This window comes from Konateibacter massiliensis, assembly GCF_900184995.1.
GTDB classification, from domain to species: domain Bacteria; phylum Bacillota; class Clostridia; order Lachnospirales; family Lachnospiraceae; genus Lachnotalea; species Lachnotalea massiliensis.
Genome location: NZ_LT860099.1, coordinates 693,910 through 713,532, shown reverse-complemented (window position 1 = coordinate 713,532; position 19,623 = coordinate 693,910). Strand labels below are relative to the sequence as shown.

Genomic DNA, 19,623 nt, shown 5'->3' with positions numbered 1-19,623 from the left:
ACAACCTTTCTTATATAAAGTTAAGTTTTGTCAGTTTTTAAGTTTGCTTTTGTGATTCTATTCGTGTTTTTCTTTTGATACAATAAATACATAAATTAGACAGATTATACAATGTATTTTGTGTAACGTCAACGAAAATAGAAGATTTGTTTAAAGGAGAGGGTTTGAAATGGCAGAGAAAAATTACACGGAACTCGCTAGAGAAGTTGTGGCAAAAGTCGGCGGAAGGGATAATATTGTTAGTGTTGCAAACTGCATGACACGGCTTCGTTTTATTTTAAAGGACGATACCATTCCGAATATGGATGAGGTAAAAGCAATTAAGGGTGTTATGGGAGTTATGAATCAGGGCGGACAATATCAGGTCATCATTGGAACTCATGTAAGTGATGTAATCAAATTTGTGCAAAAGGAAGCGGGAATTTCTGAAGGTGATGTAATGGAGGAAGGAAAAGCAAAGGCAGACTCCATGAGGCTCGTGAAAAAGGACAGTCTGTTTCATGCTTTTGTTAAAACCATTCAGGGATGTATTATGCCGATTATCGGACCGTTGGTGGCAAGCGGTATCATAAAAGGTATTCTCACTATTTTGACAACAGCGGGCGTGCTTGCAGCAACAGACGGAACCTATCTTGTTATGTATGCCGCAGCAAACGCAATTCTTTACTTCCTGCCGATTATCATCGGATTTAGTGCGGCAAAGGTATTTGGCATGAACCAGTATGTAGGTGCCTGCATCGGAGCGGCACTGTTGTATCCGGATTTGCTTGCTTTGGTAGGCGGAGAGACAAGTATCACATTTTTACACATTCCGGTTCAGTTGATTAATTATTCACAGACAATCCTGCCGATTATGCTTGCATGCTACTTTGGCTCCAAGGTAGAAAAATTATCAAAGAAATGGATACCGCAAATGCTTCAGTTGATGTTTGTTCCGGCAGTCACAATCGCAATTACGGTTCCGGTGACCTTTCTTGTAATCGGACCGCTTATGAACATTGTATCAAGTCTGCTTGCAAGCGGTGTTATGTTGGTGTTTAACGCGTTTCCGGTTCTGGCGGGTATCCTTTTGGGGGCATTTTGGCAGGTGATTGTATTGACAGGACTTCACGGAGCGTTTATCCCGGTATTGATGAATAACCTGTTTACATTGGGAAGCGATCCGGTGAATGCAGTGCTTGGTATTACCGTTTGGGCACTTGCCGGAGTTTCGCTTGGATATGGCTTAAAGGTGAGAAACAAAGAAAAGAAGGCGTTGGGCTTTGGTAACCTTGCTTCCTGTTTGTGTGGTGTGACAGAGCCTACGATTTACTCCATCGCTCTTCCGAATATGAAAAACTTTATCTGTGCTTTCATCGGCGGCGGAATCGGCGGCGGTATATTAGCCGGACTTGGAGGAAAAATGTATTCTTTCGTAGGAGACGGATTATTCCGTATTCCGGCAATGATTAATCCGGAAGGATTGGATATCAGTTTCTATGGATTTATTATATGTGCACTGATTGCATTCGTTGTTTCCGCAGTCGGAGCGTTTATTGTGAATAAGGCAGAGGAATAGACTACTTATAAAGTGGGCGGTAGATGAAATGTGCTACCGCCCTTGGCAATATGGAGGTATACTGAACTATGAACAAACTACAAAAGGTGTTAGAAAATAAATTTGAAAATTATCTCTTTCCTTTTTTCTGGCAGCACGGCGAGACGAGGGAAGTATTAGAAACATATATGGATAAAATCGCGGAAAGCGGAATGAAGGCAGCATGTATTGAGGCACGCCCTCATCCTGATTTTGTCGAAAAAAAATGGTGGGAGGATTTGTCTGTTATCATCGAAAAGGCAAAGGAGCATGACATGAAGCTCTGGATTTTGGACGACTCCCATTTTCCAACCGGATATGCAAACGGAGCAATCAAAAACGAATATCCGGAACTTGCAAAATGGTACTTGGATATGCGCCGCTTTGATGTGGCAGGACCGATACCAAACGGAAAAATCAACATGACACTGCTGAAGGGCAGACCGTGGGATAAGCCTGAAGCACCGGAAAACGAGCCGATTCTTGGTATTTACGCAGCCAAAAGAGGAACGAATCGGACAGAGGCGGGAGACCCCATTTTGACGGACAGCATTGTGGAGATTACAAACTGTTATGGTGATGGAATTTTGACTTGGGATATTCCGAAGGGAAACTGGAGTATATTTGTAATGCTTGCGACGAGAAAGCGCGGCGAGGAGGCAACGGAGGATTATTTAAATCCGCTTGTAAAGGAAGCGACTAAGGTGCTCCTAAAGACTGTCTATGAGCCACATTATGAGCATCTTAAGGAAGAATTCGGAAAAACGATATTGGGATTTTTCTCCGATGAACCCAGATTTGGAAATGTAAAGGGTACGGAGGCGTCCATCGGGCGGATGGAGATGGTTCTTCCGTGGCGAATGGGACTGGAAAAAGAACTGGGCTTCGAGCCTAAATACCTGCCGCTTTTGTTTGCACCGGCCTATGGGAAAGAAGTGGAAATTCGCCATTTATATATGGATGTCATCACGAAAATGTATAATGAGAATTTTACGAAGGTGCTGGCTGACTGGTGCCATGCGCACGATGTTTATTATTTGGGACACAACATTGAGGATAATGGGGCACATGCACGACTTGGCTACGGAACCGGACATTTTTTCAGAGGACAGGAGGCACAGGATTTTTCAGGAATCGATGTGATTGGAGGACAATTGGTGCCGGGGCAGCCTTACCATCACGATGCCTTTTCAACAGGGGGCAGCAACGGAGAGTTTTATCACTATGCGCTGGCTAAATTAGGCTCCTCCGCAGCACATCTGGATGAGAAGAAAAAAGGCAGAGCAATGTGTGAGGCTTATGGTGCTTATGGCTGGAATGAGGGGCTGAAGCTGATGAAATGGATTACGGATCATCTTGTGGTTCGCGGTATCAACTATATTGTGCCGCATGCCTTTAGCCCGAAGGAATTCCCCGATTGGGACTGCCCGCCACACTTTTATGCACATGGTCATAATCCACAGTTTCGTTATTTTCCGGTATTTACAAATTATACAAACCGACTTTTGGAATTGTTTAACGATGGCGTTCATCAGGCACCGGCTGCCGTATTGTATCCGGCTGAACAGGAATGGGCGGGAGAGTATATGCCGGTTGAAAAGCCAATCAGAGAGCTTACGGAGGCGCAGATTGACTGCGATATTGTTTCGGTGGATTACCTAAGAGAAGCAATGGTAAAGGATAAGGAGCTTGTGATTGGTAAAGAGAGCTTCAAGGTGCTTATCATCCCTTATGGAGAATATATTTTGCAGGAAATTATGCAAAAATTGGCAAAGATTGCACGAGAAGGTGTTAGAGTGATTTTTGTTGACAATTACCCAAGAAGTGCACTTCCTGCGGATGAAAGCTTGCTTGAAGAGGTGAAGGCATTATGTGAAACTATTCCGCTTTTGGAGCTTTCGGCTGCCTGTGAGAATGTGCGGGAGATAAAGCTGGAAAGCGAGTTTAAGGACTGCGTTTATTATCACTATGTGCAGGAAAAAATGCATTATTATATGTTTTTTAATGAAAATGTGTCGGATTGCTTAACTTGTAAGGTAAGTTTGCCAAAGGCGGCTTACTACTATGAATATGATGCGTTTTCCAATCGATTATATGAAACGGATTTGACACTTAGCTTGTCACCGTATGAATCGACCGTCATTGTGGCGACTGACGAGAAGCAGGAGGCAGAAAAGAAATATAGGACGGAGGAGATGAAGTCAGAGATACTCGACCTGACATGGAAGGTGAACTTTGCAGAAGCTTTGGAATACCCTGAGTTCAAACCGATTGGTGAGGTTTCGCAATTATGTGATTTGAGAAATCTTCCCGGTATGGATAGAAGGACAGGAACCGCAAGCTATGCGGCACAATTTGCATGCGTCAATCCGGATGCCAAAGCACTATTGGAGCTTGAAAAAGCATGGGAGGTTGCAGAGGTATTCATCAACGGCAAGTCTGCCGGTGTGAGAATTTGCGAACCGTACCGCTTTGATCTGACAGGGCTTTTGCAGGAAAAAAATGAAATCCGCATCGAGGTGACAAATACGCTGGGAAATCAGCAAAGAGACGCAATTTCACAATATCTTGTGATAGAGCCGTTTGGCATTACTGGAGAAGTGAGGTTGTTTACAAAGGAGTAGAAGACACTTCGTGCCAAAATGCACACGAATGCAGGAGGAAAGCGTCACTACGTGACTGCATCCGGCGCAAAAAAAGCAGCCAAGTCACTCATGAATGAGGGATTTGGCTGCTTTTAATATTTCTACTGTTAAGATGCTGCAAACTGGCTGTTATACAGGTTCGCATAAAATCCATTCTGTGCCAGCAGTTCGTCATGGCTTCCCTGCTCGATAATATGTCCCTTATTCATAACCAAGATAATATCAGCTTCCTTAATCGTCGAAAGTCTGTGTGCGACAATAAAGCTGGTGCGTCCCTCCATAAGCTCTAAAAATGCCTTTTGTATCCGTATTTCTGTTCTTGTATCAATATTGCTTGTTGCCTCATCCAAGATAAGCATAGGAGGCTTTGTGAGCATGATGCGGGCGATACAAAGAAGCTGTTTCTGACCCTGAGATACATTTCCGTCCTCTGAGATAACCGTGTTATAGCCCTTTGGAAGTCTTTTGATAAAGCTGTGAGCATGTGCGGCTTTGGCAGCATCCATGACCTCATCCAAGGTGGCGTCTGGCTTTCCGTAAGCGATATTTTCAAAAATGGTGCCTTGAAACAGCCAGCTTTCCTGTAATACCATTCCAAACTGTTTCCGGAGAACCTCCCGTTTCATATCGCGGATATCGGTGTTGTGAATAAGAATTTCACCCGAATTAATATCATAAAACCTCATTAATAAGTTGATAAAGGTAGTTTTTCCGCAGCCGGTAGGTCCTACAATAGCAATACGCTGTCCGGGCTTCACATGAAGGTTAAAATCCTCTATAAGAGGAACGTCCGGCGTGTAGGAAAAGCTTACATGGTTAATCTTAATTTCTCCGTCACATTCTACAGTCTCCAACAGATTTTCATCCGAAATCTCGCTGTCCGCTTCGATGATGGAAAAAATTCTTGCAGCGGAGGCAAGAGCTGACTGCAGCTCCGTAAATACGCCGGAAATTTCATTAAAAGGCTTTGTATATTGGTTTGCGTAGGATAAAAAGGCGGAGAGCTGTCCGATGCTCAAACCACCATTTACGACATTGACAGCACCAAATATTCCGACAGCGGCGTATACCAACCCATTTAAAAAACGGGTGCTTGGGTTTGTAAGTGCAGAATAAAACTGTGCTTTATAGCCGCAGTCATACAATCTGGCATTGATTTCTTCAAAATGTGCAATCGCATTTTTTTCATAGCCAAAAGACTTCACGGTCTTTTCATTTCCAATCATTTCCTCAATATAGCCGCTCAATTCGCCTCGGATGTCCGCCTGCTCCTTCATTTTAAGAAAGGTATGCTTGGAGATAAAGGAAGCTATAAAAAAGGAGAGAGGTGTTAAAAGTACGACCACCAGAGCAATTTTATAGTTGATAAAAACCATAAATGCCAGTGTTCCAAATATTGTGATGACACCGCTGAAAATCTGGGTAAAGCCCTGCAAAAGTCCGTCAGATATTTGGTCGATATCATTTACAACACTGTTAATCAGGTTTCCGTGGGAATTGGTGTCGATATATTTTAACGGAACCTTGTTCAGCTTCTGGAATGAGGCGGTCCTTAAATCGCTGACCGTAAGGGAGGTGAGCCTTGTGGAGAGATAGCTCATAAACCACTGGAAAATAGCGCTGATGACAATGGAAACGGCAAGGTAGCTTAAAATACGCAGAATGTTTCCAAAGTCTACATTTGACGGACCAATCACGTAGTCAATCGCGTTACCAATTAAAATCGGTGTAACAAGAGTGAAAATAACGCTGATTAAGGCGCTGATTAAAATAAAAGCGACATGTATTTTATGAGGACGGATGTAGGACAATAATTTTTTTAATATCAATAGTTGCTTTTTATTCATTATTTATTTACCTCCTCACTGCTAAGCTGGGAAAGACAAATTTCCCGATAAGTCTCACAGTTCTCAAAGAGCTGGTCGTGAGTGCCTGCACCGACAAGGTGCCCATCGTCCAAAACAAGTATTTTATCCGCATGCTTGATGCTGTTTGCACGCTGGGATACAAGAAAAACAGTTGCGTTTTTGCTGTCCTTTTTGAGGGCGGTTCGAAGAGCAGCGTCTGTGGCATAGTCTAATGCACTCGAGCTGTCATCGAGAATCAGTATCTCAGGATTACCGACAAGCGCTCTTGCAATAGTGAGACGCTGTTTTTGTCCACCTGACAGGTTTTTTCCTCCCTGTAAAATCATGGTGTTGCATTTATCTCTGGAGCTGTTTACGAAGTCAAATGCCTGCGCAGTTTTTAAGGCTTTTTCTATTTCAAGCTCTGTCGCATCCGCCTTTCGCCAGCGCAGATTATCCGCGATGGTTCCTTTAAATAAAACAGCCTTTTGGGGAACAATACCAAATTTCCCTCTCAGTGCCTCAAAATTGTAATCCTTAATCGACACGCCGTCGATCAAAATTTCTCCCTTTGTGACATCATAAAAGCGGGGCAGGAGATTTACAAGGGTAGACTTACCTGAGCCTGTACCGCCGATAATGCCGATGGTCTGACCGGAAAAGACATCAAAGGTCAAATCAGTGAGGGAATATTCCTCTGATCCGGAATAGGAGAAGGAGACATTTTGAAAAGAAATTTTAGGAATATCATTTTTTCCATCAGAAGATGCCGTCTTGCTTCCTTCAGAAAAAGAAGGTGCTGTCTCCAAAATTTCATTAATTCGCGCGGCGGAGGCGCTTGCCTTTGTAAAAATAACAACAAGATTTGCAACAACAACGAGTGCGAGTGAAATTTGTGTCATATAATTGACGAAGGCGATAATTTGTCCCTGCGCCAGAAAACCTAAATCAACCTGTTTTCCGCCAAACCAGATAATTGCAATGATAGCCCCGTTTAAGATGACAAAGGTCGCAGGATTTAGAATGGCAGAAAGCTTTCCGACACGAATTACAATGTCTGTAACCTCCTGATTTGCCTCCTCAAAACGGTCCATTTCATGCTTTTGCTTTGAAAAAGCGCGGATTACCCTTGCACCCTCCAAATTTTCCCTTGTAATAAGTGATATTTTATCCACCTTTGATTGCCTTACCTTATAATAAGGAACGGAACGGCTCATCACATAATACAAAATAACGGAAACAAGCGGTGCAACAACAATAAAGATAAGTGACAGCTTTAAATCAAGCATCATTGCCATGACAATTGAACCAATCACGAGAAACGGGGCTCTTATGACAAGGCGAATCAGCATGGCAACCGCAAGCTGCATCTGGTTTACATCATTGGTAATACGCGTGATAAGTGAATTGGTTCCGATGTGGTCGAGTTCCGAAAAGGTCAGGGAGTTGATATGTCGAAACAGATCATTTCGAAGCATAGTGCCGACCCCTTGGGAAGCCACGGATGCATTGTATTGGCAGATGAGCGCAAAAATCAGTCCCATAAAGCCTAAAAAGACCATGAGACCTCCCATCCTATATATATAGTAAATATCCTGATTTTTAATGCCGACGTCGATAATCGAAGCCATAACGAGCGGAACGATAAGCTCGAAAATAGCTTCCAGTAGTTTGAAAAACGGACCGAAAATCACTTCCTTTTTATAGTGTTTTAAATAATGTGCCAGTTTAAACATAATGCAAGTCCTTTCTTTGTATAAGTCTATCCAGAAATTATCATACCATTTTTAGCCATAGAATAGTATAAGAAAAAATAAAATTTCTATGTGTAAAGTATGTGTAAAGAAAAATATTGTATGTAAAGAAAAAATACTTGACAGACATTTTGTTTTCGTATATGATAACAGAGGTGATTAAGAATGGAAAAAATTGTGGAACAGGCGTTGCTATATGATTTTTATGGGGAACTGCTGACAGACCATCAAAAACATATATATGAAGATTTTGTTTTAAATGATTTATCCTTGAGTGAAATTGCCGAGGAGCAGGGGATTAGCCGTCAGGGTGTGCATGATTTGATAAAGAGGTGCAACAAGATACTGGCAGACTATGAGGAAAAGCTCCATCTAGTTGATAAATTCATTCGTACAAAGGAAAATATTAACCGTATTAACCAGTTGGCAAAAGAGTTCGAGAGTACAAAGCAGACTGAGAAGATAAATGAAATCCAGAAAATATCGAACCAAATATTGGAGGAGTTTTAGCATATGGCTTTTGAAAGCTTGACAGATAAATTACAAAATGTATTTAAAAATTTAAGAAGCAAAGGCCGTTTGACGGAGGAAGATGTAAAAGCCGCTCTGAAAGAGGTAAAAATGGCACTGCTTGAGGCGGATGTAAGCTTTAAGGTAGTAAAGCAGTTTGTCAAGACGGTTCAGGAACGTGCTATCGGACAGGATGTCTTACAAAGCCTTACACCGGGACAGATGGTTATCAAGATTGTAAATGAAGAGATGATTAACCTCATGGGTTCCGAGACCACCGAGATTAGCTTGAAATCAGGCGGTGAAATTACGGTCATTATGATGGCAGGTCTTCAGGGTGCCGGTAAGACGACCACAACAGCCAAGATTGCAGGAAAGCTAAAGAGCAAGGGCAAAAATCCGCTGCTTGTAGCCTGTGATATATACAGACCGGCGGCAATCAAGCAGTTACAGATTAACGGCGAAAAGCAGGGCGTGGAAGTATTCTCAATGGGAGACGGACACAAGCCTGTTAACATAGCAAAAGCGGCAGTTGAGCACGCATCAAAAAATGGCTTCAATGTCGTGATTTTAGATACAGCCGGACGTCTTCATGTAGATGAGGATATGATGAACGAGCTGGTAGAAATCAAAGAAAACGTGGATGTTCACCAGACCTTATTGGTGGTGGATGCCATGACCGGACAGGACGCTGTAAATGTTGCGGGAATGTTCGAGGAAAAGATTGGTATTGACGGCGTCGTGCTGACAAAGCTTGACGGCGATACAAGAGGCGGTGCGGCACTTTCCATCAGAGCCGTGACAGGACGCCCGATTTTATATGTTGGTATGGGAGAAAAGCTCTCAGATTTAGAGCAGTTTTACCCGGACAGAATGGCTTCCAGAATACTTGGAATGGGCGATATTCTCACCTTAATTGAGAAGGCTCAGGTAGATATCGATGAAGACAAAGCCAAGGAAATGGAAAAGAAATTAAAAAAAGCTCAGTTTGGTTTTGATGATTACTTAGATAGTATGAATCAGATGAAGAAAATGGGCGGCTTTGGAGAAATCATGAAGATGCTTCCGGGGATGGGCGGTCAGGTCAATCTCGATATGATAGATGAAAAAGCACTCGGCAAAACAGAGGCAATTATTTTATCAATGACCCCTGCGGAGAGAAGTAATCCGGATATTTTAAATCCTTCCAGAAAGCGAAGAATTGCAAACGGAGCAGGAGTCGATATCAGTGAAGTGAACAAGCTTGTGAAGCAGTTTGAACAGGCGAAAAAGATGATGAAGCAGATGCCAGGCCTCATGGGAGGCGGCGGTATGGGCGGTCTAATGGGTAAAAAGGGTAAGTTTAAACTTCCTTTTTAACATATATATTTAAAAAAATTTAGGAGGTGAAAATACAATGGCAGTTAAAATCAGATTGAGAAGAATGGGACAGAAAAAGGCTCCTTTCTATAGAATAATTGTTGCTGATTCCAGATCTCCAAGAGACGGAAGATTTGTTGAAGAAATCGGTACTTATGATGCTACTAAAAATCCTAGCGAATTCCATATTAATGAAGAATTAGCAAAGAAATGGTTAGCAAACGGTGCTCAGCCTACAGAAGTAGTAGGAAAATTATTCAAAATAGCAGGAATTACAAAATAATAAGAGTAATTCATATAGTTGAAAGCTACCAGTTAGCTTTCAACTTGACTATTCAATTGGCAGATAAGGAGGTTTCATAATGAAAGAATTGGTAGAAGTCATTGCAAAGTCACTTGTTGATAGTCCGGATGAAGTTGTTGTAACGGAGACAGAAAAAGACGATTCCATAGTTATTGAGCTACGTGTAGCACAAGAGGATATGGGAAAAGTAATTGGAAAGCAAGGTCGTATCGCAAAAGCAATCCGTTCTGTTGTGAAAGCAGCAGCCTCCAAAGACGAGAAGAAAGTTATAGTTGATATTGTACAATAATAGTTGGAAGGCGACGAAGGTCGCCTTTTTAGTATAGAAAGGGATAAGACTGTTTATGGAGAATTTATTGCAGGTTGGTGTCATTACACAGACACATGGGATTAAAGGTGAAGTCAAGGTATTCCCTACGACGGATGATGTGAACCGTTTTAAAAAATTAAAAAATGTATTGTTGGATACCGGAAAAGAGAATATTGAACTTGAAATAGAGGGCGTAAAGTTTTTTAAACAGTACGTTATTTTAAAATTCAAGGGAATTGATAATATAAATGATGTTGAGAAATATAAAGGGAAAAATCTCTTGGTGACAAGGGAAAATGCGGTAAAATTAAAGAAAAATGAGTATTTTATTGCAGATATGATTGGCATGAAGGTCGTAACGGACGAAGAAAGAGACTTTGGAACTTTGAAAGAGGTTCTTGTGACGGGAGCAAACGATGTCTATGTTGTTACGACAACAGAGGGCAAGGAAGTGCTTCTGCCTGCAATCAAGCAGTGTATTTTGGACGTAGATATTGAGAATCAGATTATGAAAGTGCATATTATGAAGGGATTACTGGACGAATGAATTACCATGTATTGACTTTATTTCCGCAGATGATTGTGGATGGCTTGAATACGAGTATTATCGGAAGGGCAATAGAGAATGGATTGATTTCTTTAAATACCGTTGATATAAGAGACTTTTCGACAAATAAGCATAAAAAAGTAGATGATTATCCGTATGGCGGCGGAGCAGGCATGGTGATGCAGGCAGAGCCGGTGTACGGTGCTTATGAAGCTGTTGCAGAAAAAATAGGGCGAAAGCCGAGAGTTGTATTTTTAACACCACAGGGCCGTGTATTTAATCAGGAGATTGCCCAGGAGCTTGCAGCGGAGGAGGATTTGGTTTTTCTCTGCGGACATTATGAGGGAATTGATGAAAGAGTTCTGGAGGAAATTGTGACAGACAATATTTCTATCGGCGATTACGTGCTGACAGGCGGAGAGCTACCGGCGATGGTTATGATAGATGCTATCTCGAGGCTTGTTCCGGGTGTGTTGAACAATGAGGTATCTGCGGAGTTTGAATCGTTTCAGGATAATCTACTGGAATATCCGCAGTACAGCAGACCTGTTGAGTGGATGGGAAAAAAGGTGCCCGAGGTGCTTATGTCTGGACATCACGGCAATGTAGAACAATGGAGACACGAGCAGTCGTTGCTTCGCACCGCTGAAAGAAGACCAGATTTGCTTGAAAAAGCGGAGTTGACAAAGAAGGACAGGGAGTTTTTGGGGAGGTAAGTCAAAGCGGATATTCGTAATTCGCTACGCTGCTTACTTGATAAGGTTAAAATAATGAGCACACATAAAGGAGGATTATAATATGATGAAGGAATTGGTTTTAAAAAGTCGTTCTTATCGTAGATTTTATGAGGAGAAGGAAATCACAAGAAAAGAGCTGGAGCAATTGGTCGAGCTTGCAAGATTTTCACCAAGCGCGGCAAACAAACAGCCCTTAAAATATATTATTTCTTCCTCCAGAGCGAAAAATGAAGAGATATTTGGTACACTTGCGTGGGCAGGGTATTTAAAGGATTGGAACGGTCCTACAGAGGGGGAAAGACCGAGTGCCTATATTATTATGTTACGGGATACTACCATTTCAAAGGCGACATCGGTTGACGAGGGGATCTGTGCGCAGAGTATTTTTCTTGGAGCGTCAGAGTTAGGCTTTGGAGGCTGCTTTCTTGGAGCGGTAAACAGAAGCAAGCTGACTGAGATTCTTAAGCTGGAAGAAAAATACGAAATTGCACTCGTCATCGCACTAGGTTATCCGAAGGAAGAAGTTGTCTTGGAGCCGCTTCCTGCTGACGGGGATATCAAGTATTATCGAGACGAAAATGATGTGCACCATGTTCCAAAGAGAAGCTTTGAGGAAATATTGGTGGAGACAATCGATTAATTGTGTGAATAAGCGAGAGATAGTGAAGTAAGTGACTGTCTCTTGCTTTTTTGCATATGTTTGACAATCCGACTATACCGTTATATATTATACATACTAAAATAATTATTTAGTTCATATAGGGGTGTGATGAGAGTGAAAAAAATAAACTCAATTGGGTATGGCGGAAGAATTCTAAGTTTCGCTGCGTTTTTTACATTCCTTTTACCCGGGATTATAAGCTTGGTTATGCTTGTTTATAAAAATGCTATGCTTGTTATTTGGGCAAAGGTGTCTTTTGGATTTGGTATTACAATTATATTTTTCTTTAGTGTATTGCTTGCAATTGAATTTCATCAAGACAAAAAACAGAATTTGTATTATGAGACTCAAAAAAATGTAAAACTTACTTTGGAAGATGGATTATATGAATGCCAATCTTGCGGAAACAGAGCAGTAAAAGCAGAGGACAAAAATTGCAGTATTTGTGGTATCTTGTTTCAAAATAGTGGGAAGTAAAGTGAAGATTATTTTTAGACTATTAAATATTTTTCCTTCAACCGGAAACAGAAGCCAGATTATACATTTGGAATCGGAAAGACGAGGATAATTATTATGCCACGGTTTAGTGAGCTTGAAAAAGAGCAGATAAAGGGAAAACTATGTGACCTACGGATTGAAGAAAGTTACGATAGATGAAATTGTAGCTGCATACACTAATGTAGAGACTTTTAAGATTGCAGCGCAAAGCTATCTGGATAGAGGTCTTATAGACATTTCGAGCCATACCTGCGAGCAATCTAATTAATATAAAATATAAAACTCGCAAAGCCTTGATTTTTACCAAGGTTCGCGAGTTTTTGTGTGCAGGTGTTTACATAGGACACAGCGGGGAGGCCTGATGCTGGTTTTAGGAATATTATTTTGCAATTCCCGCGTTTAATTTCATTTCCTGTATTTCCTCTGGTATATCCTCCTGCTTCATGCTTTTATGAATATCGGAAGAGCCAGCGGCAACGGAAGTATCATAAAACCAGCATTTATACTTGATAAAATCAAGAGTTTTCTGCAATGCCTCCATTTGCTTTTCTACCGCTTGCTTCCTCTCATAAAACATGTCCCGGCGAGGTTCTAGTGTTGAGTCGCCCTCCATATATAAATCGATAAATTTTTTAATATCTTTAATGGACATCCCGGTCGCCTTTAAACATTCTATCAATTGAAGCCAGTCTATATCAGCTTCCCCAAACATACGAATGCCACCACTGGAACGTTCAACAAAGGGAAGCAGTCCCTCTTTATCATAATAACGTAGGGTCGAAGCTGCAATCCCAACATGAGCCGCAGCGTCTCTAATCGTATATAGCATAGTAAATTACCTCATAAAATTTTTTTGATTTTCCTATTGACTTAAAGTTAACTTTAAGTAGTATGATTATACTATCACAGCTTATGTGATTTGTCAATCAAACTACCGAAACAAAACAGGAGGACAATATGAACAGCAAAAAGAATATTCTCATAACATATTTTTCGGCAAGCGGTGTAACCGCAAATGTTGCAAAAACGCTGGCGGAGACAATCGGAGCTGACCTGCATGAGATTGAACCGGAAACTCCTTACACCGCAGTGGATTTGGACTGGAACAATCAAAAAAGCCGCAGTACGGTTGAGATGAAGGATAAAGCATCTCGTCCTGTAATTGCCGGTACGGTTTTGGACATGGACAAATATGATGTTGTCTTTGTGGGATTTCCCATCTGGTGGTATGTAGCGCCCACCATCATCAATACATTCTTAGAAAGCTATGACTTTTCAGAAAAGACAGTTATTCCATTTGCGACCTCCGGTGGCAGCGGCTTTGGCAAAACTGAAGAAAATCTTCGTGTGAGTTGCCCTGATTCCACTAATTGGAGACCGGGTAAGCTGCTCAGAAGCAGGATATCACAAGGCGAGGCGCTTGCATGGATAGAGAGCCTAAACTTGGTTGAGTGAGATTGGAGGACGATACAATGAAAAAAGTAACCGCAGGTAGAGACAGCTTAGGAGAATTTGCACCTAAGTTTGCACAGATTAACGACGATGTGCTGTTTGGTGAGGTATGGGCACGGGAAAAAGAACTTTCTCCGCGTGACCGCAGCTTAGTTACGGTAACGGCGCTGATGGCGGGTGGGATATTGGACAGTTCCCTCCAGTATCATCTGCAAACGGCAAAAGAAAACGGGATTACTAAGGATGAAATTGCGGAGATCCTGACCCACGCGGCTTTCTATGTCGGATGGCCGAAAGCGTGGGCAGCATTTTGGATGGCAAAAGAAATTTGGACAGACTGATTATAAGGAGGATATAAGCATGGAATATGTAACACTGAATAATGGCATAAAGATGCCGATTTTGGGATATGGTGTTTATCAGGTAACATCGGACGAGTGTGAACGCTGCGTGTCGGACGCGATCAAGGTGGGCTATCGCTCCATTGATACTGCACAGGCATACGGCAATGAGGAAGGTGTGGGGAATGCCATCAAAAAAAGTGGGCTTGCCCGCGAGGAATTTTTTATTACTACCAAGGTATGGATTTCAAATGCCGGCTATGATAAAGCGAAGATATCCATAGAAGAATCGTTGCAAAAGCTGCAAACGGAGTATATCGATCTGTTGCTCATACACCAGCCGTTTGGCGATTACTACGGCACATATCGTGCAATGGAGGAGGCATATAAAAACGGCAAGGTTAAGGCCATCGGCGTCAGCAATTTTTACCCCGACCGTTTCATTGACCTCACCACCTTCAGCGAGGTGAAACCTGCTGTCAATCAGCTGGAAACTCATGTATTCTGGCAACAAAAGCAGGCGTGTGAATATATGGAGAAGTATGAGACGCAGATTATGTCATGGGGCCCGTTTGCGGAGGGCAAAAATGATTACTTCAACAACGCCACTCTGAAAGAAATCGGTGCGAAATACAATAAGACCGTCCCGCAAACTGCGCTCCGTTTCCTGATTCAAAGCGGTGTGGTGGTTATCCCTAAATCTACTCATAAGGAGCGTATGGTCGAAAACTTCAACGTGTTTGATTTTTCTCTCGACGCCGGGGATATGGAAAAAATCTCTGCTTTGGATACCGGAGAAAGTTTATTTTTCTCCCATCAAGACCCGCAAACCGTAGAGTGGTTTATGAGTCGTTTCAAATAACAATAATTAATTTTTACGGAGGAACGAAATGGAATATAGAAAGCTTGGAAATTCTAATATTGAGGTATCTCGTTTTTGTGTTGGCTGCATGAGTTTTGGAGATCCTGCAAGCAAGATGCATGCATGGACGCTGAATCCTGAGGAAAGCGAAGCTATAATAGGGCATGCGCTCGAACTCGGCATCAACTTTTTTGATACCGCCAATACCTATTCAGCAGGCACAAGCGAAGAGTATCTTGGCCGTGCCATCAAGAACAACGTGGCGCGAGATAAGGTAGTTCTTGCGACAAAGGTTTATTTTAATGAAGGAAATCTTTCGCGTGAAGCCATCACCAGAGAAATTGACGACTCATTGAAACGACTGGGTACTGATTATGTGGATTTATATATAATCCACCGCTTTGATTATAACACGCCGATTGAAGAAACTATGGAGGCACTGGATAGTCTCGTGAGAGCGGGAAAGGTTCGGGCGCTAGGCGCATCGGCTATGTACGGATATCAGTTTTATAACATGCAGCTCGCCGCCGAAAAAAACGGTTGGACGCCTTTTGTTTCCATGCAAAACCACTATAATTTACTCTATCGCGAGGATGAGCGGGAGTTGATTCCTGTTTGCAAGCAGCAGAATGTGGCACTTACGCCGTACAGCCCGCTTGCGGCGGGCAGGCTTTCCCGTATGAATTGGACGACAGACACCAAGCGAAGCCAGACAGATACGACCGCTGTTTCCAAATACGACAGCACACAGGAGGCTGACTATAATATCGTATTGCGAGTAAATGAGCTTGCGGGGAAGTACAATGCCACAATGACGCAGATTAGTCTTGCATGGCAGTTTGCAAAGGGAGTAACGTCTTCTATTATCGGCGCAACTAAGGCAGAGTATTTTGACGATGCTGTGGGTGCGTTGAATATCAAATTGACAGAGGAAGATATTGTGTATCTGGAAGAACCTTATATTCCGCATAAAATTGTCGGTGCACTTTAGGCACATAATAAACGAGGAGAATTACAATGATTTTAAATGAAAACTACACGCTGTCAAACGGCGTAAAAATCCCCGAGCTGGGTTTGGGGACATGGTTTATTGACGATGACAAGGCTGCCGATGCTGTCAGGGCAGCTGTTCAAATGGGCTATCGTCATATTGATACGGCACAAGCATATGGGAACGAGCGTGGTGTTGGCGAGGGTGTTCGCAGCTGCGGCACTTCTCGCAAGGATATTTTTGTCACCACAAAGCTTGCCGCAGAGATAAAAAACTATCAGGATGCTGTACGTTCCATCGATGCTTCACTTGCTAAACTTGGGCTGGAGTACATCGACCTGATGCTGATTCATAGCCCGCAGCCATGGTCGGATTTTCGAGGTGGGGATTATGTAGATGGAAATCGTGAAGCATGGCGTGCGCTGGAGGATGCATACAAAGCCGGAAAACTCCGCACAATCGGTATTTCCAATTTCACCGAGCAGGATGTGGAAAATATCCTTTCCGCCTGTACTGTCGCTCCAATGGTGAATCAGCTGCTTGTTCATGTCGGCAATACTCCCACAGGACTGATTGAATATTGCCAAGCCAAGGATATCCTTGTAGAAGCTTACTCGCCGATTGCCCATGGGGAAATACTGAAAAATCAGGAGATTGCAGATATTGCTGTCAAATATAATGTGACCATTCCGCAGCTCTGCATTCGTTATACCATACAGCTTGGCACTTTGCCGTTGCCAAAGACGGCAAATCCGGAGCATATGCGCAGTAATGCACAAATTGATTTCGTGATTTCTGACGAGGATATGAAGCTTCTAAAAAATATGAATCCGCTCAAAGATTATGGAGAATACAGTTTCTTTCCTGTTTTCAGTGGAAAATAGTGAACTGGTCAAGTGGAAAACACATTGACGAACCATCCCTCAAATGATAGAATAAACAAAAGGGAGCTTGTAAACAGGCTGAGAGGAAGTTGTGAACTTCGACCTATAACCTGATTTGGATAATGCCAACGTAGGGAAAGATTAAGCAGATTTCATGCAAGTCATTCCTAGTTTGGAGTGGCTTGTTTTTATATACGGAGAAATATGCGCACTCCCACAAAAAAGCAAAAGTGGAGGAAAAAAGATGTTTGAAAAAATAATCGAAACAGTAAAAAGTGAGACACCGCTCGTTCACTGCATTACAAACTATGTGACAGTAAACGATGTGGCAAATATCCTTTTGGCATGCGGGGCATCTCCGATTATGGCAGATGATGTAAGCGAGGCAGCGGAGATTACGTCAATCTGTAAGGGACTGGCAATCAACATAGGAACCTTAAATGTAAGGACAATTGAAGCCATGAAGCTTGCCGGAAAGAGGGCAAATGAGCTGGGACATATAACGGTACTGGACCCGGTAGGTGCAGGAGCCTCAACGCTTCGGACCGATACGGCATTTTCCTTGCTGAAGGAAATTTCATTTTCCGTTATTCGGGGAAATATATCGGAGATGAAAACCTTATATCAGGGAAGCGGTACAACCTCCGGCGTGGATGCAAGTGTTTCAGACAGGATAACAGAGAACAATCTCGACGAGGTCATTGCCCTTGCAAAAGAGTTAAACAAGCAGACAGGAGCAGTAATTGCCATAACAGGCGTGATAGATATTGTGACAGACGGTAACACTGTATATATTATACGAAACGGTCATCCGATGATGTCGCAGATCACAGGAACAGGATGCATGCTGACTGGTTTGGTTGCTGCCTATTGCGCCGCAAATCCAGGCAGGATATTGGAGGCAACAGCGGCTGCCCTGCTATGTGAGGGGATAGCGGGAGAGCTGGCATATGAAAAAACAAAGTCAGTAGATGGAGGAACTTCGTCCTTTCGCATGTTTTTCATTGATGCAGTAAGCCAAATGACGGATGAGAACATAAAGGAGGGAAAAAAGGTTGAAGTTCGATAAAAAATCACTTTTACTATATGCGGTGACAGATTCAAGCTGGGCAAAAGAAAATACACTGGAGGAACAGGTAGAGGAAGCACTGAAAGCAGGTGTCACCTTTCTGCAGTTTCGGGAAAAGGAAATGTCGGAAGATAAAATGCTTTTGCAAGCCGTTCGGATAAAAGAAATAGCCAAAAAATACAACATTCCCTTTGTCATCAATGATAACGTGGAAATTGCTCTAAAATGCGGCGCGGACGGAGTTCATGTCGGACAGGAGGATATGTCAGGGTTTGAGGCGAGAAGGCTGCTTGGTGATGATAAAATCATCGGCGTATCTGTGCAGACCCCTGAGCAGGCAAGGATGGCAGAAAATCAGGGTGCAGATTATCTCGGAGTAGGAAGCGTTTTTAATACACTGACAAAGAAAGATGCGCAGGAAGTTACATTGGAAACATTAAAAGAAATATGTGAATCTGTCACCATCCCGGTTATTGCCATCGGCGGCATTCAGGCAGAGAACATAGTAAAACTGAAAGATACAGGAATACAAGGCATAGCGGTAATCTCTGCAATTTTTGCAGAGAAGGACATCGCAGGAGCTACAAAAGAATTAGTGAAAAAGGTTAAGGATATTGTAAATGAATAAATTGAAAAATGTACAGGGCATCATATTTGATATGGATGGAACACTTATCGATTCGATGCCGATGTGGGAAAATATTGCGTCCGAGTATTTGAAGATAAAGGGATTTACGCCGGAAGAGAATTTAGGAGCAATATTAAAAAAGATGAGTCTCAGGCAGGGAACGGAATATGTGATTGACACGTATTGTATCAAGGAAACGACAGAGAAAATTATAGAGGGCATCAATAAACTTGTGATAGAGAAATATGAAAAGGAGCTTCCGGCAAAGGAGGGAGTTGTGGAGCTTATCAGACGGCTTGCTGAGAAAAAGGTTGCCATGTGTGTTGCAACGGCCTCCGATTATGAAGTTGCAAAACTTTGCTTGGAGCGGATTGGAGTTTTCAACTATTTAAAGGGAGTTTATACCTGTGACCATATCGGGGCAGGAAAAGATGAACCGGCAATTTTTGAGCATGCACTTCGTGAGCTTGGGACGCAAAAGGAAAACACTTATGTATTTGAAGATTCCCTTCATGCTTTGGAGACGGCAAAAAATGCGGGATTTAAGGTAGTAGGAGTATATGATGAGGCCTCCGGAGATGAGGAAGAGAGAATAAGACAAAGGTCGGATTTTTATATTACAACAATGGCCGAGCTATTATAGGAGGA

At 42.4% G+C, this 19,623-nt stretch carries 21 protein-coding genes and 1 riboswitch; of the genes, 18 read left to right on the top strand and 3 right to left on the bottom strand.

Going from position 1 to position 19,623, the window contains the following annotated elements; translation table 11 throughout:
* Positions 1-169: 169 nt before the first annotated feature.
* Both CTY48_RS09110 and CTY48_RS09105 read left to right on the top strand, forming a co-directional pair.
* Complete coding sequence (locus tag CTY48_RS09110; protein WP_099468187.1) at positions 170-1,558, top strand: PTS transporter subunit EIIC; 1,389 nt, start codon at positions 170-172, stop codon at positions 1,556-1,558.
* 68 nt (positions 1,559-1,626) lie between these two features.
* On the top strand, positions 1,627-4,200 hold the full coding sequence (locus CTY48_RS09105; RefSeq protein ID WP_099468186.1) for a glycoside hydrolase: 2,574 nt from the start codon (positions 1,627-1,629) through the stop codon (positions 4,198-4,200).
* Between the two features lie 128 nt (positions 4,201-4,328).
* On the opposite strand, the gene CTY48_RS09100 is transcribed toward CTY48_RS09105, so the two are convergent.
* Both CTY48_RS09100 and CTY48_RS09095 read right to left on the bottom strand, forming a co-directional pair.
* A complete protein-coding gene (locus CTY48_RS09100; RefSeq protein ID WP_099468185.1) occupies positions 4,329-6,068 on the bottom strand; it encodes an ABC transporter ATP-binding protein in 1,740 nt (579 codons plus the stop codon).
* A complete protein-coding gene (locus CTY48_RS09095) occupies positions 6,068-7,804 on the bottom strand; it encodes an ABC transporter ATP-binding protein (protein ID WP_099468184.1) in 1,737 nt (578 codons plus the stop codon). Before CTY48_RS09095 ends, CTY48_RS09100 begins: the two co-directional genes overlap by 1 nt.
* 183 nt (positions 7,805-7,987) lie before the next feature.
* Here CTY48_RS09095 and ylxM point away from each other — a divergent pair, with 183 nt between their 5' ends.
* From ylxM to CTY48_RS09055, 8 genes are all read left to right on the top strand, one after another.
* Positions 7,988-8,332 carry a YlxM family DNA-binding protein gene (gene ylxM, locus CTY48_RS09090; RefSeq protein WP_099468183.1) on the top strand — a complete coding sequence of 115 codons (345 nt, stop codon included), beginning with the start codon at positions 7,988-7,990 and terminating at the stop codon, positions 8,330-8,332.
* Between the two features lie 3 nt (positions 8,333-8,335).
* Positions 8,336-9,691, top strand: coding sequence for a signal recognition particle protein (gene ffh, locus CTY48_RS09085; RefSeq protein ID WP_099468182.1), 1,356 nt, complete (start codon positions 8,336-8,338; stop codon positions 9,689-9,691).
* 37 nt (positions 9,692-9,728) lie between these two features.
* A complete protein-coding gene (gene rpsP / locus CTY48_RS09080; protein WP_099468181.1) occupies positions 9,729-9,974 on the top strand; it encodes a 30S ribosomal protein S16 in 246 nt (81 codons plus the stop codon).
* Between the two features lie 79 nt (positions 9,975-10,053).
* On the top strand, positions 10,054-10,284 hold the full coding sequence (locus tag CTY48_RS09075) for a KH domain-containing protein (RefSeq protein WP_099468180.1): 231 nt from the start codon (positions 10,054-10,056) through the stop codon (positions 10,282-10,284).
* A gap of 55 nt (positions 10,285-10,339) precedes the next feature.
* A complete protein-coding gene (rimM, locus tag CTY48_RS09070) occupies positions 10,340-10,852 on the top strand; it encodes a ribosome maturation factor RimM (RefSeq protein WP_099468179.1) in 513 nt (170 codons plus the stop codon).
* Entirely contained in the window at positions 10,849-11,568 is a 720-nt protein-coding gene (trmD, locus tag CTY48_RS09065; protein ID WP_099468178.1) for a tRNA (guanosine(37)-N1)-methyltransferase TrmD, read from the top strand. Before rimM ends, trmD begins: the two co-directional genes overlap by 4 nt.
* Before the next feature lie 82 nt (positions 11,569-11,650).
* A complete protein-coding gene (locus CTY48_RS09060) occupies positions 11,651-12,229 on the top strand; it encodes a nitroreductase family protein (protein ID WP_099468177.1) in 579 nt (192 codons plus the stop codon).
* Between the two features lie 135 nt (positions 12,230-12,364).
* Positions 12,365-12,727, top strand: coding sequence for a hypothetical protein (locus CTY48_RS09055; RefSeq protein WP_143452718.1), 363 nt, complete (start codon positions 12,365-12,367; stop codon positions 12,725-12,727).
* A 400-nt stretch (positions 12,728-13,127) separates the two neighbouring features.
* Here the strand turns inward: CTY48_RS09055 and CTY48_RS09050 are convergent, their stop codons facing one another.
* Positions 13,128-13,577, bottom strand: coding sequence for a MerR family transcriptional regulator (locus tag CTY48_RS09050; RefSeq protein WP_099468175.1), 450 nt, complete (start codon positions 13,575-13,577; stop codon positions 13,128-13,130).
* A gap of 128 nt (positions 13,578-13,705) precedes the next feature.
* Between CTY48_RS09050 and CTY48_RS09045 the strand changes: the two genes are divergently transcribed.
* From CTY48_RS09045 to CTY48_RS19875, 8 genes are all read left to right on the top strand, one after another.
* Entirely contained in the window at positions 13,706-14,203 is a 498-nt protein-coding gene (locus CTY48_RS09045) for a flavodoxin (protein WP_099468174.1), read from the top strand.
* 17 nt (positions 14,204-14,220) lie between these two features.
* Positions 14,221-14,541 carry a carboxymuconolactone decarboxylase family protein gene (locus tag CTY48_RS09040; RefSeq protein ID WP_099468173.1) on the top strand — a complete coding sequence of 107 codons (321 nt, stop codon included), beginning with the start codon at positions 14,221-14,223 and terminating at the stop codon, positions 14,539-14,541.
* Positions 14,542-14,560: 19 nt separating this feature from the next.
* Complete coding sequence (locus tag CTY48_RS09035; protein WP_099468172.1) at positions 14,561-15,403, top strand: aldo/keto reductase; 843 nt, start codon at positions 14,561-14,563, stop codon at positions 15,401-15,403.
* Between the two features lie 28 nt (positions 15,404-15,431).
* Positions 15,432-16,394 carry an aldo/keto reductase gene (locus CTY48_RS09030; RefSeq protein ID WP_099468171.1) on the top strand — a complete coding sequence of 321 codons (963 nt, stop codon included), beginning with the start codon at positions 15,432-15,434 and terminating at the stop codon, positions 16,392-16,394.
* 26 nt (positions 16,395-16,420) lie between these two features.
* Positions 16,421-17,278: an aldo/keto reductase gene (locus CTY48_RS09025; RefSeq protein ID WP_099468170.1), complete on the top strand. Its 858-nt coding sequence runs from the start codon at positions 16,421-16,423 to the stop codon at positions 17,276-17,278.
* Between the two features lie 49 nt (positions 17,279-17,327).
* A riboswitch (TPP riboswitch) is annotated at positions 17,328-17,432 on the top strand.
* 90 nt (positions 17,433-17,522) lie between these two features.
* Positions 17,523-18,347: a hydroxyethylthiazole kinase gene (thiM, locus tag CTY48_RS09020; protein ID WP_099468169.1), complete on the top strand. Its 825-nt coding sequence runs from the start codon at positions 17,523-17,525 to the stop codon at positions 18,345-18,347.
* Positions 18,334-18,975: a thiamine phosphate synthase gene (gene thiE, locus CTY48_RS09015; protein WP_099468168.1), complete on the top strand. Its 642-nt coding sequence runs from the start codon at positions 18,334-18,336 to the stop codon at positions 18,973-18,975. Before thiM ends, thiE begins: the two co-directional genes overlap by 14 nt.
* The gene (locus tag CTY48_RS19875) at positions 18,968-19,618 is read left to right on the top strand and encodes an HAD family hydrolase (RefSeq protein WP_236354851.1); all 651 of its coding nucleotides are present in this window, start codon (positions 18,968-18,970) and stop codon (positions 19,616-19,618) included. The genes thiE and CTY48_RS19875 overlap by 8 nt, the downstream gene beginning before the upstream one ends.
* Positions 19,619-19,623: the final 5 nt, after the last annotated feature.

What these genes read in the sequence shown, in the direction of transcription:
- ffh (WP_099468182.1), top strand. Translation starts at nt 8,336, where the DNA reads ATGGCTTTTGAAAGCTTGACAGATAAATTACAAAATGTATTTAAAAAT.
- ylxM (WP_099468183.1), top strand. Translation starts at nt 7,988, where the DNA reads ATGGAAAAAATTGTGGAACAGGCGTTGCTATATGATTTTTATGGGGAA.
- CTY48_RS09105 (WP_099468186.1), top strand. Translation starts at nt 1,627, where the DNA reads ATGAACAAACTACAAAAGGTGTTAGAAAATAAATTTGAAAATTATCTC.
- CTY48_RS09060 (WP_099468177.1), top strand. Translation starts at nt 11,651, where the DNA reads ATGATGAAGGAATTGGTTTTAAAAAGTCGTTCTTATCGTAGATTTTAT.
- CTY48_RS09095 (WP_099468184.1), bottom strand. Translation starts at nt 7,804, where the DNA reads ATGTTTAAACTGGCACATTATTTAAAACACTATAAAAAGGAAGTGATT.
- rimM (WP_099468179.1), top strand. Translation starts at nt 10,340, where the DNA reads ATGGAGAATTTATTGCAGGTTGGTGTCATTACACAGACACATGGGATT.
- CTY48_RS09100 (WP_099468185.1), bottom strand. Translation starts at nt 6,068, where the DNA reads ATGAATAAAAAGCAACTATTGATATTAAAAAAATTATTGTCCTACATC.
- CTY48_RS09050 (WP_099468175.1), bottom strand. Translation starts at nt 13,577, where the DNA reads ATGCTATATACGATTAGAGACGCTGCGGCTCATGTTGGGATTGCAGCT.
- CTY48_RS09030 (WP_099468171.1), top strand. Translation starts at nt 15,432, where the DNA reads ATGGAATATAGAAAGCTTGGAAATTCTAATATTGAGGTATCTCGTTTT.
- CTY48_RS19875 (WP_236354851.1), top strand. Translation starts at nt 18,968, where the DNA reads ATGAATAAATTGAAAAATGTACAGGGCATCATATTTGATATGGATGGA.
- CTY48_RS09045 (WP_099468174.1), top strand. Translation starts at nt 13,706, where the DNA reads ATGAACAGCAAAAAGAATATTCTCATAACATATTTTTCGGCAAGCGGT.
- trmD (WP_099468178.1), top strand. Translation starts at nt 10,849, where the DNA reads ATGAATTACCATGTATTGACTTTATTTCCGCAGATGATTGTGGATGGC.
- CTY48_RS09110 (WP_099468187.1), top strand. Translation starts at nt 170, where the DNA reads ATGGCAGAGAAAAATTACACGGAACTCGCTAGAGAAGTTGTGGCAAAA.
- CTY48_RS09025 (WP_099468170.1), top strand. Translation starts at nt 16,421, where the DNA reads ATGATTTTAAATGAAAACTACACGCTGTCAAACGGCGTAAAAATCCCC.
- CTY48_RS09075 (WP_099468180.1), top strand. Translation starts at nt 10,054, where the DNA reads ATGAAAGAATTGGTAGAAGTCATTGCAAAGTCACTTGTTGATAGTCCG.
- rpsP (WP_099468181.1), top strand. Translation starts at nt 9,729, where the DNA reads ATGGCAGTTAAAATCAGATTGAGAAGAATGGGACAGAAAAAGGCTCCT.
- CTY48_RS09035 (WP_099468172.1), top strand. Translation starts at nt 14,561, where the DNA reads ATGGAATATGTAACACTGAATAATGGCATAAAGATGCCGATTTTGGGA.
- CTY48_RS09040 (WP_099468173.1), top strand. Translation starts at nt 14,221, where the DNA reads ATGAAAAAAGTAACCGCAGGTAGAGACAGCTTAGGAGAATTTGCACCT.
- thiM (WP_099468169.1), top strand. Translation starts at nt 17,523, where the DNA reads ATGTTTGAAAAAATAATCGAAACAGTAAAAAGTGAGACACCGCTCGTT.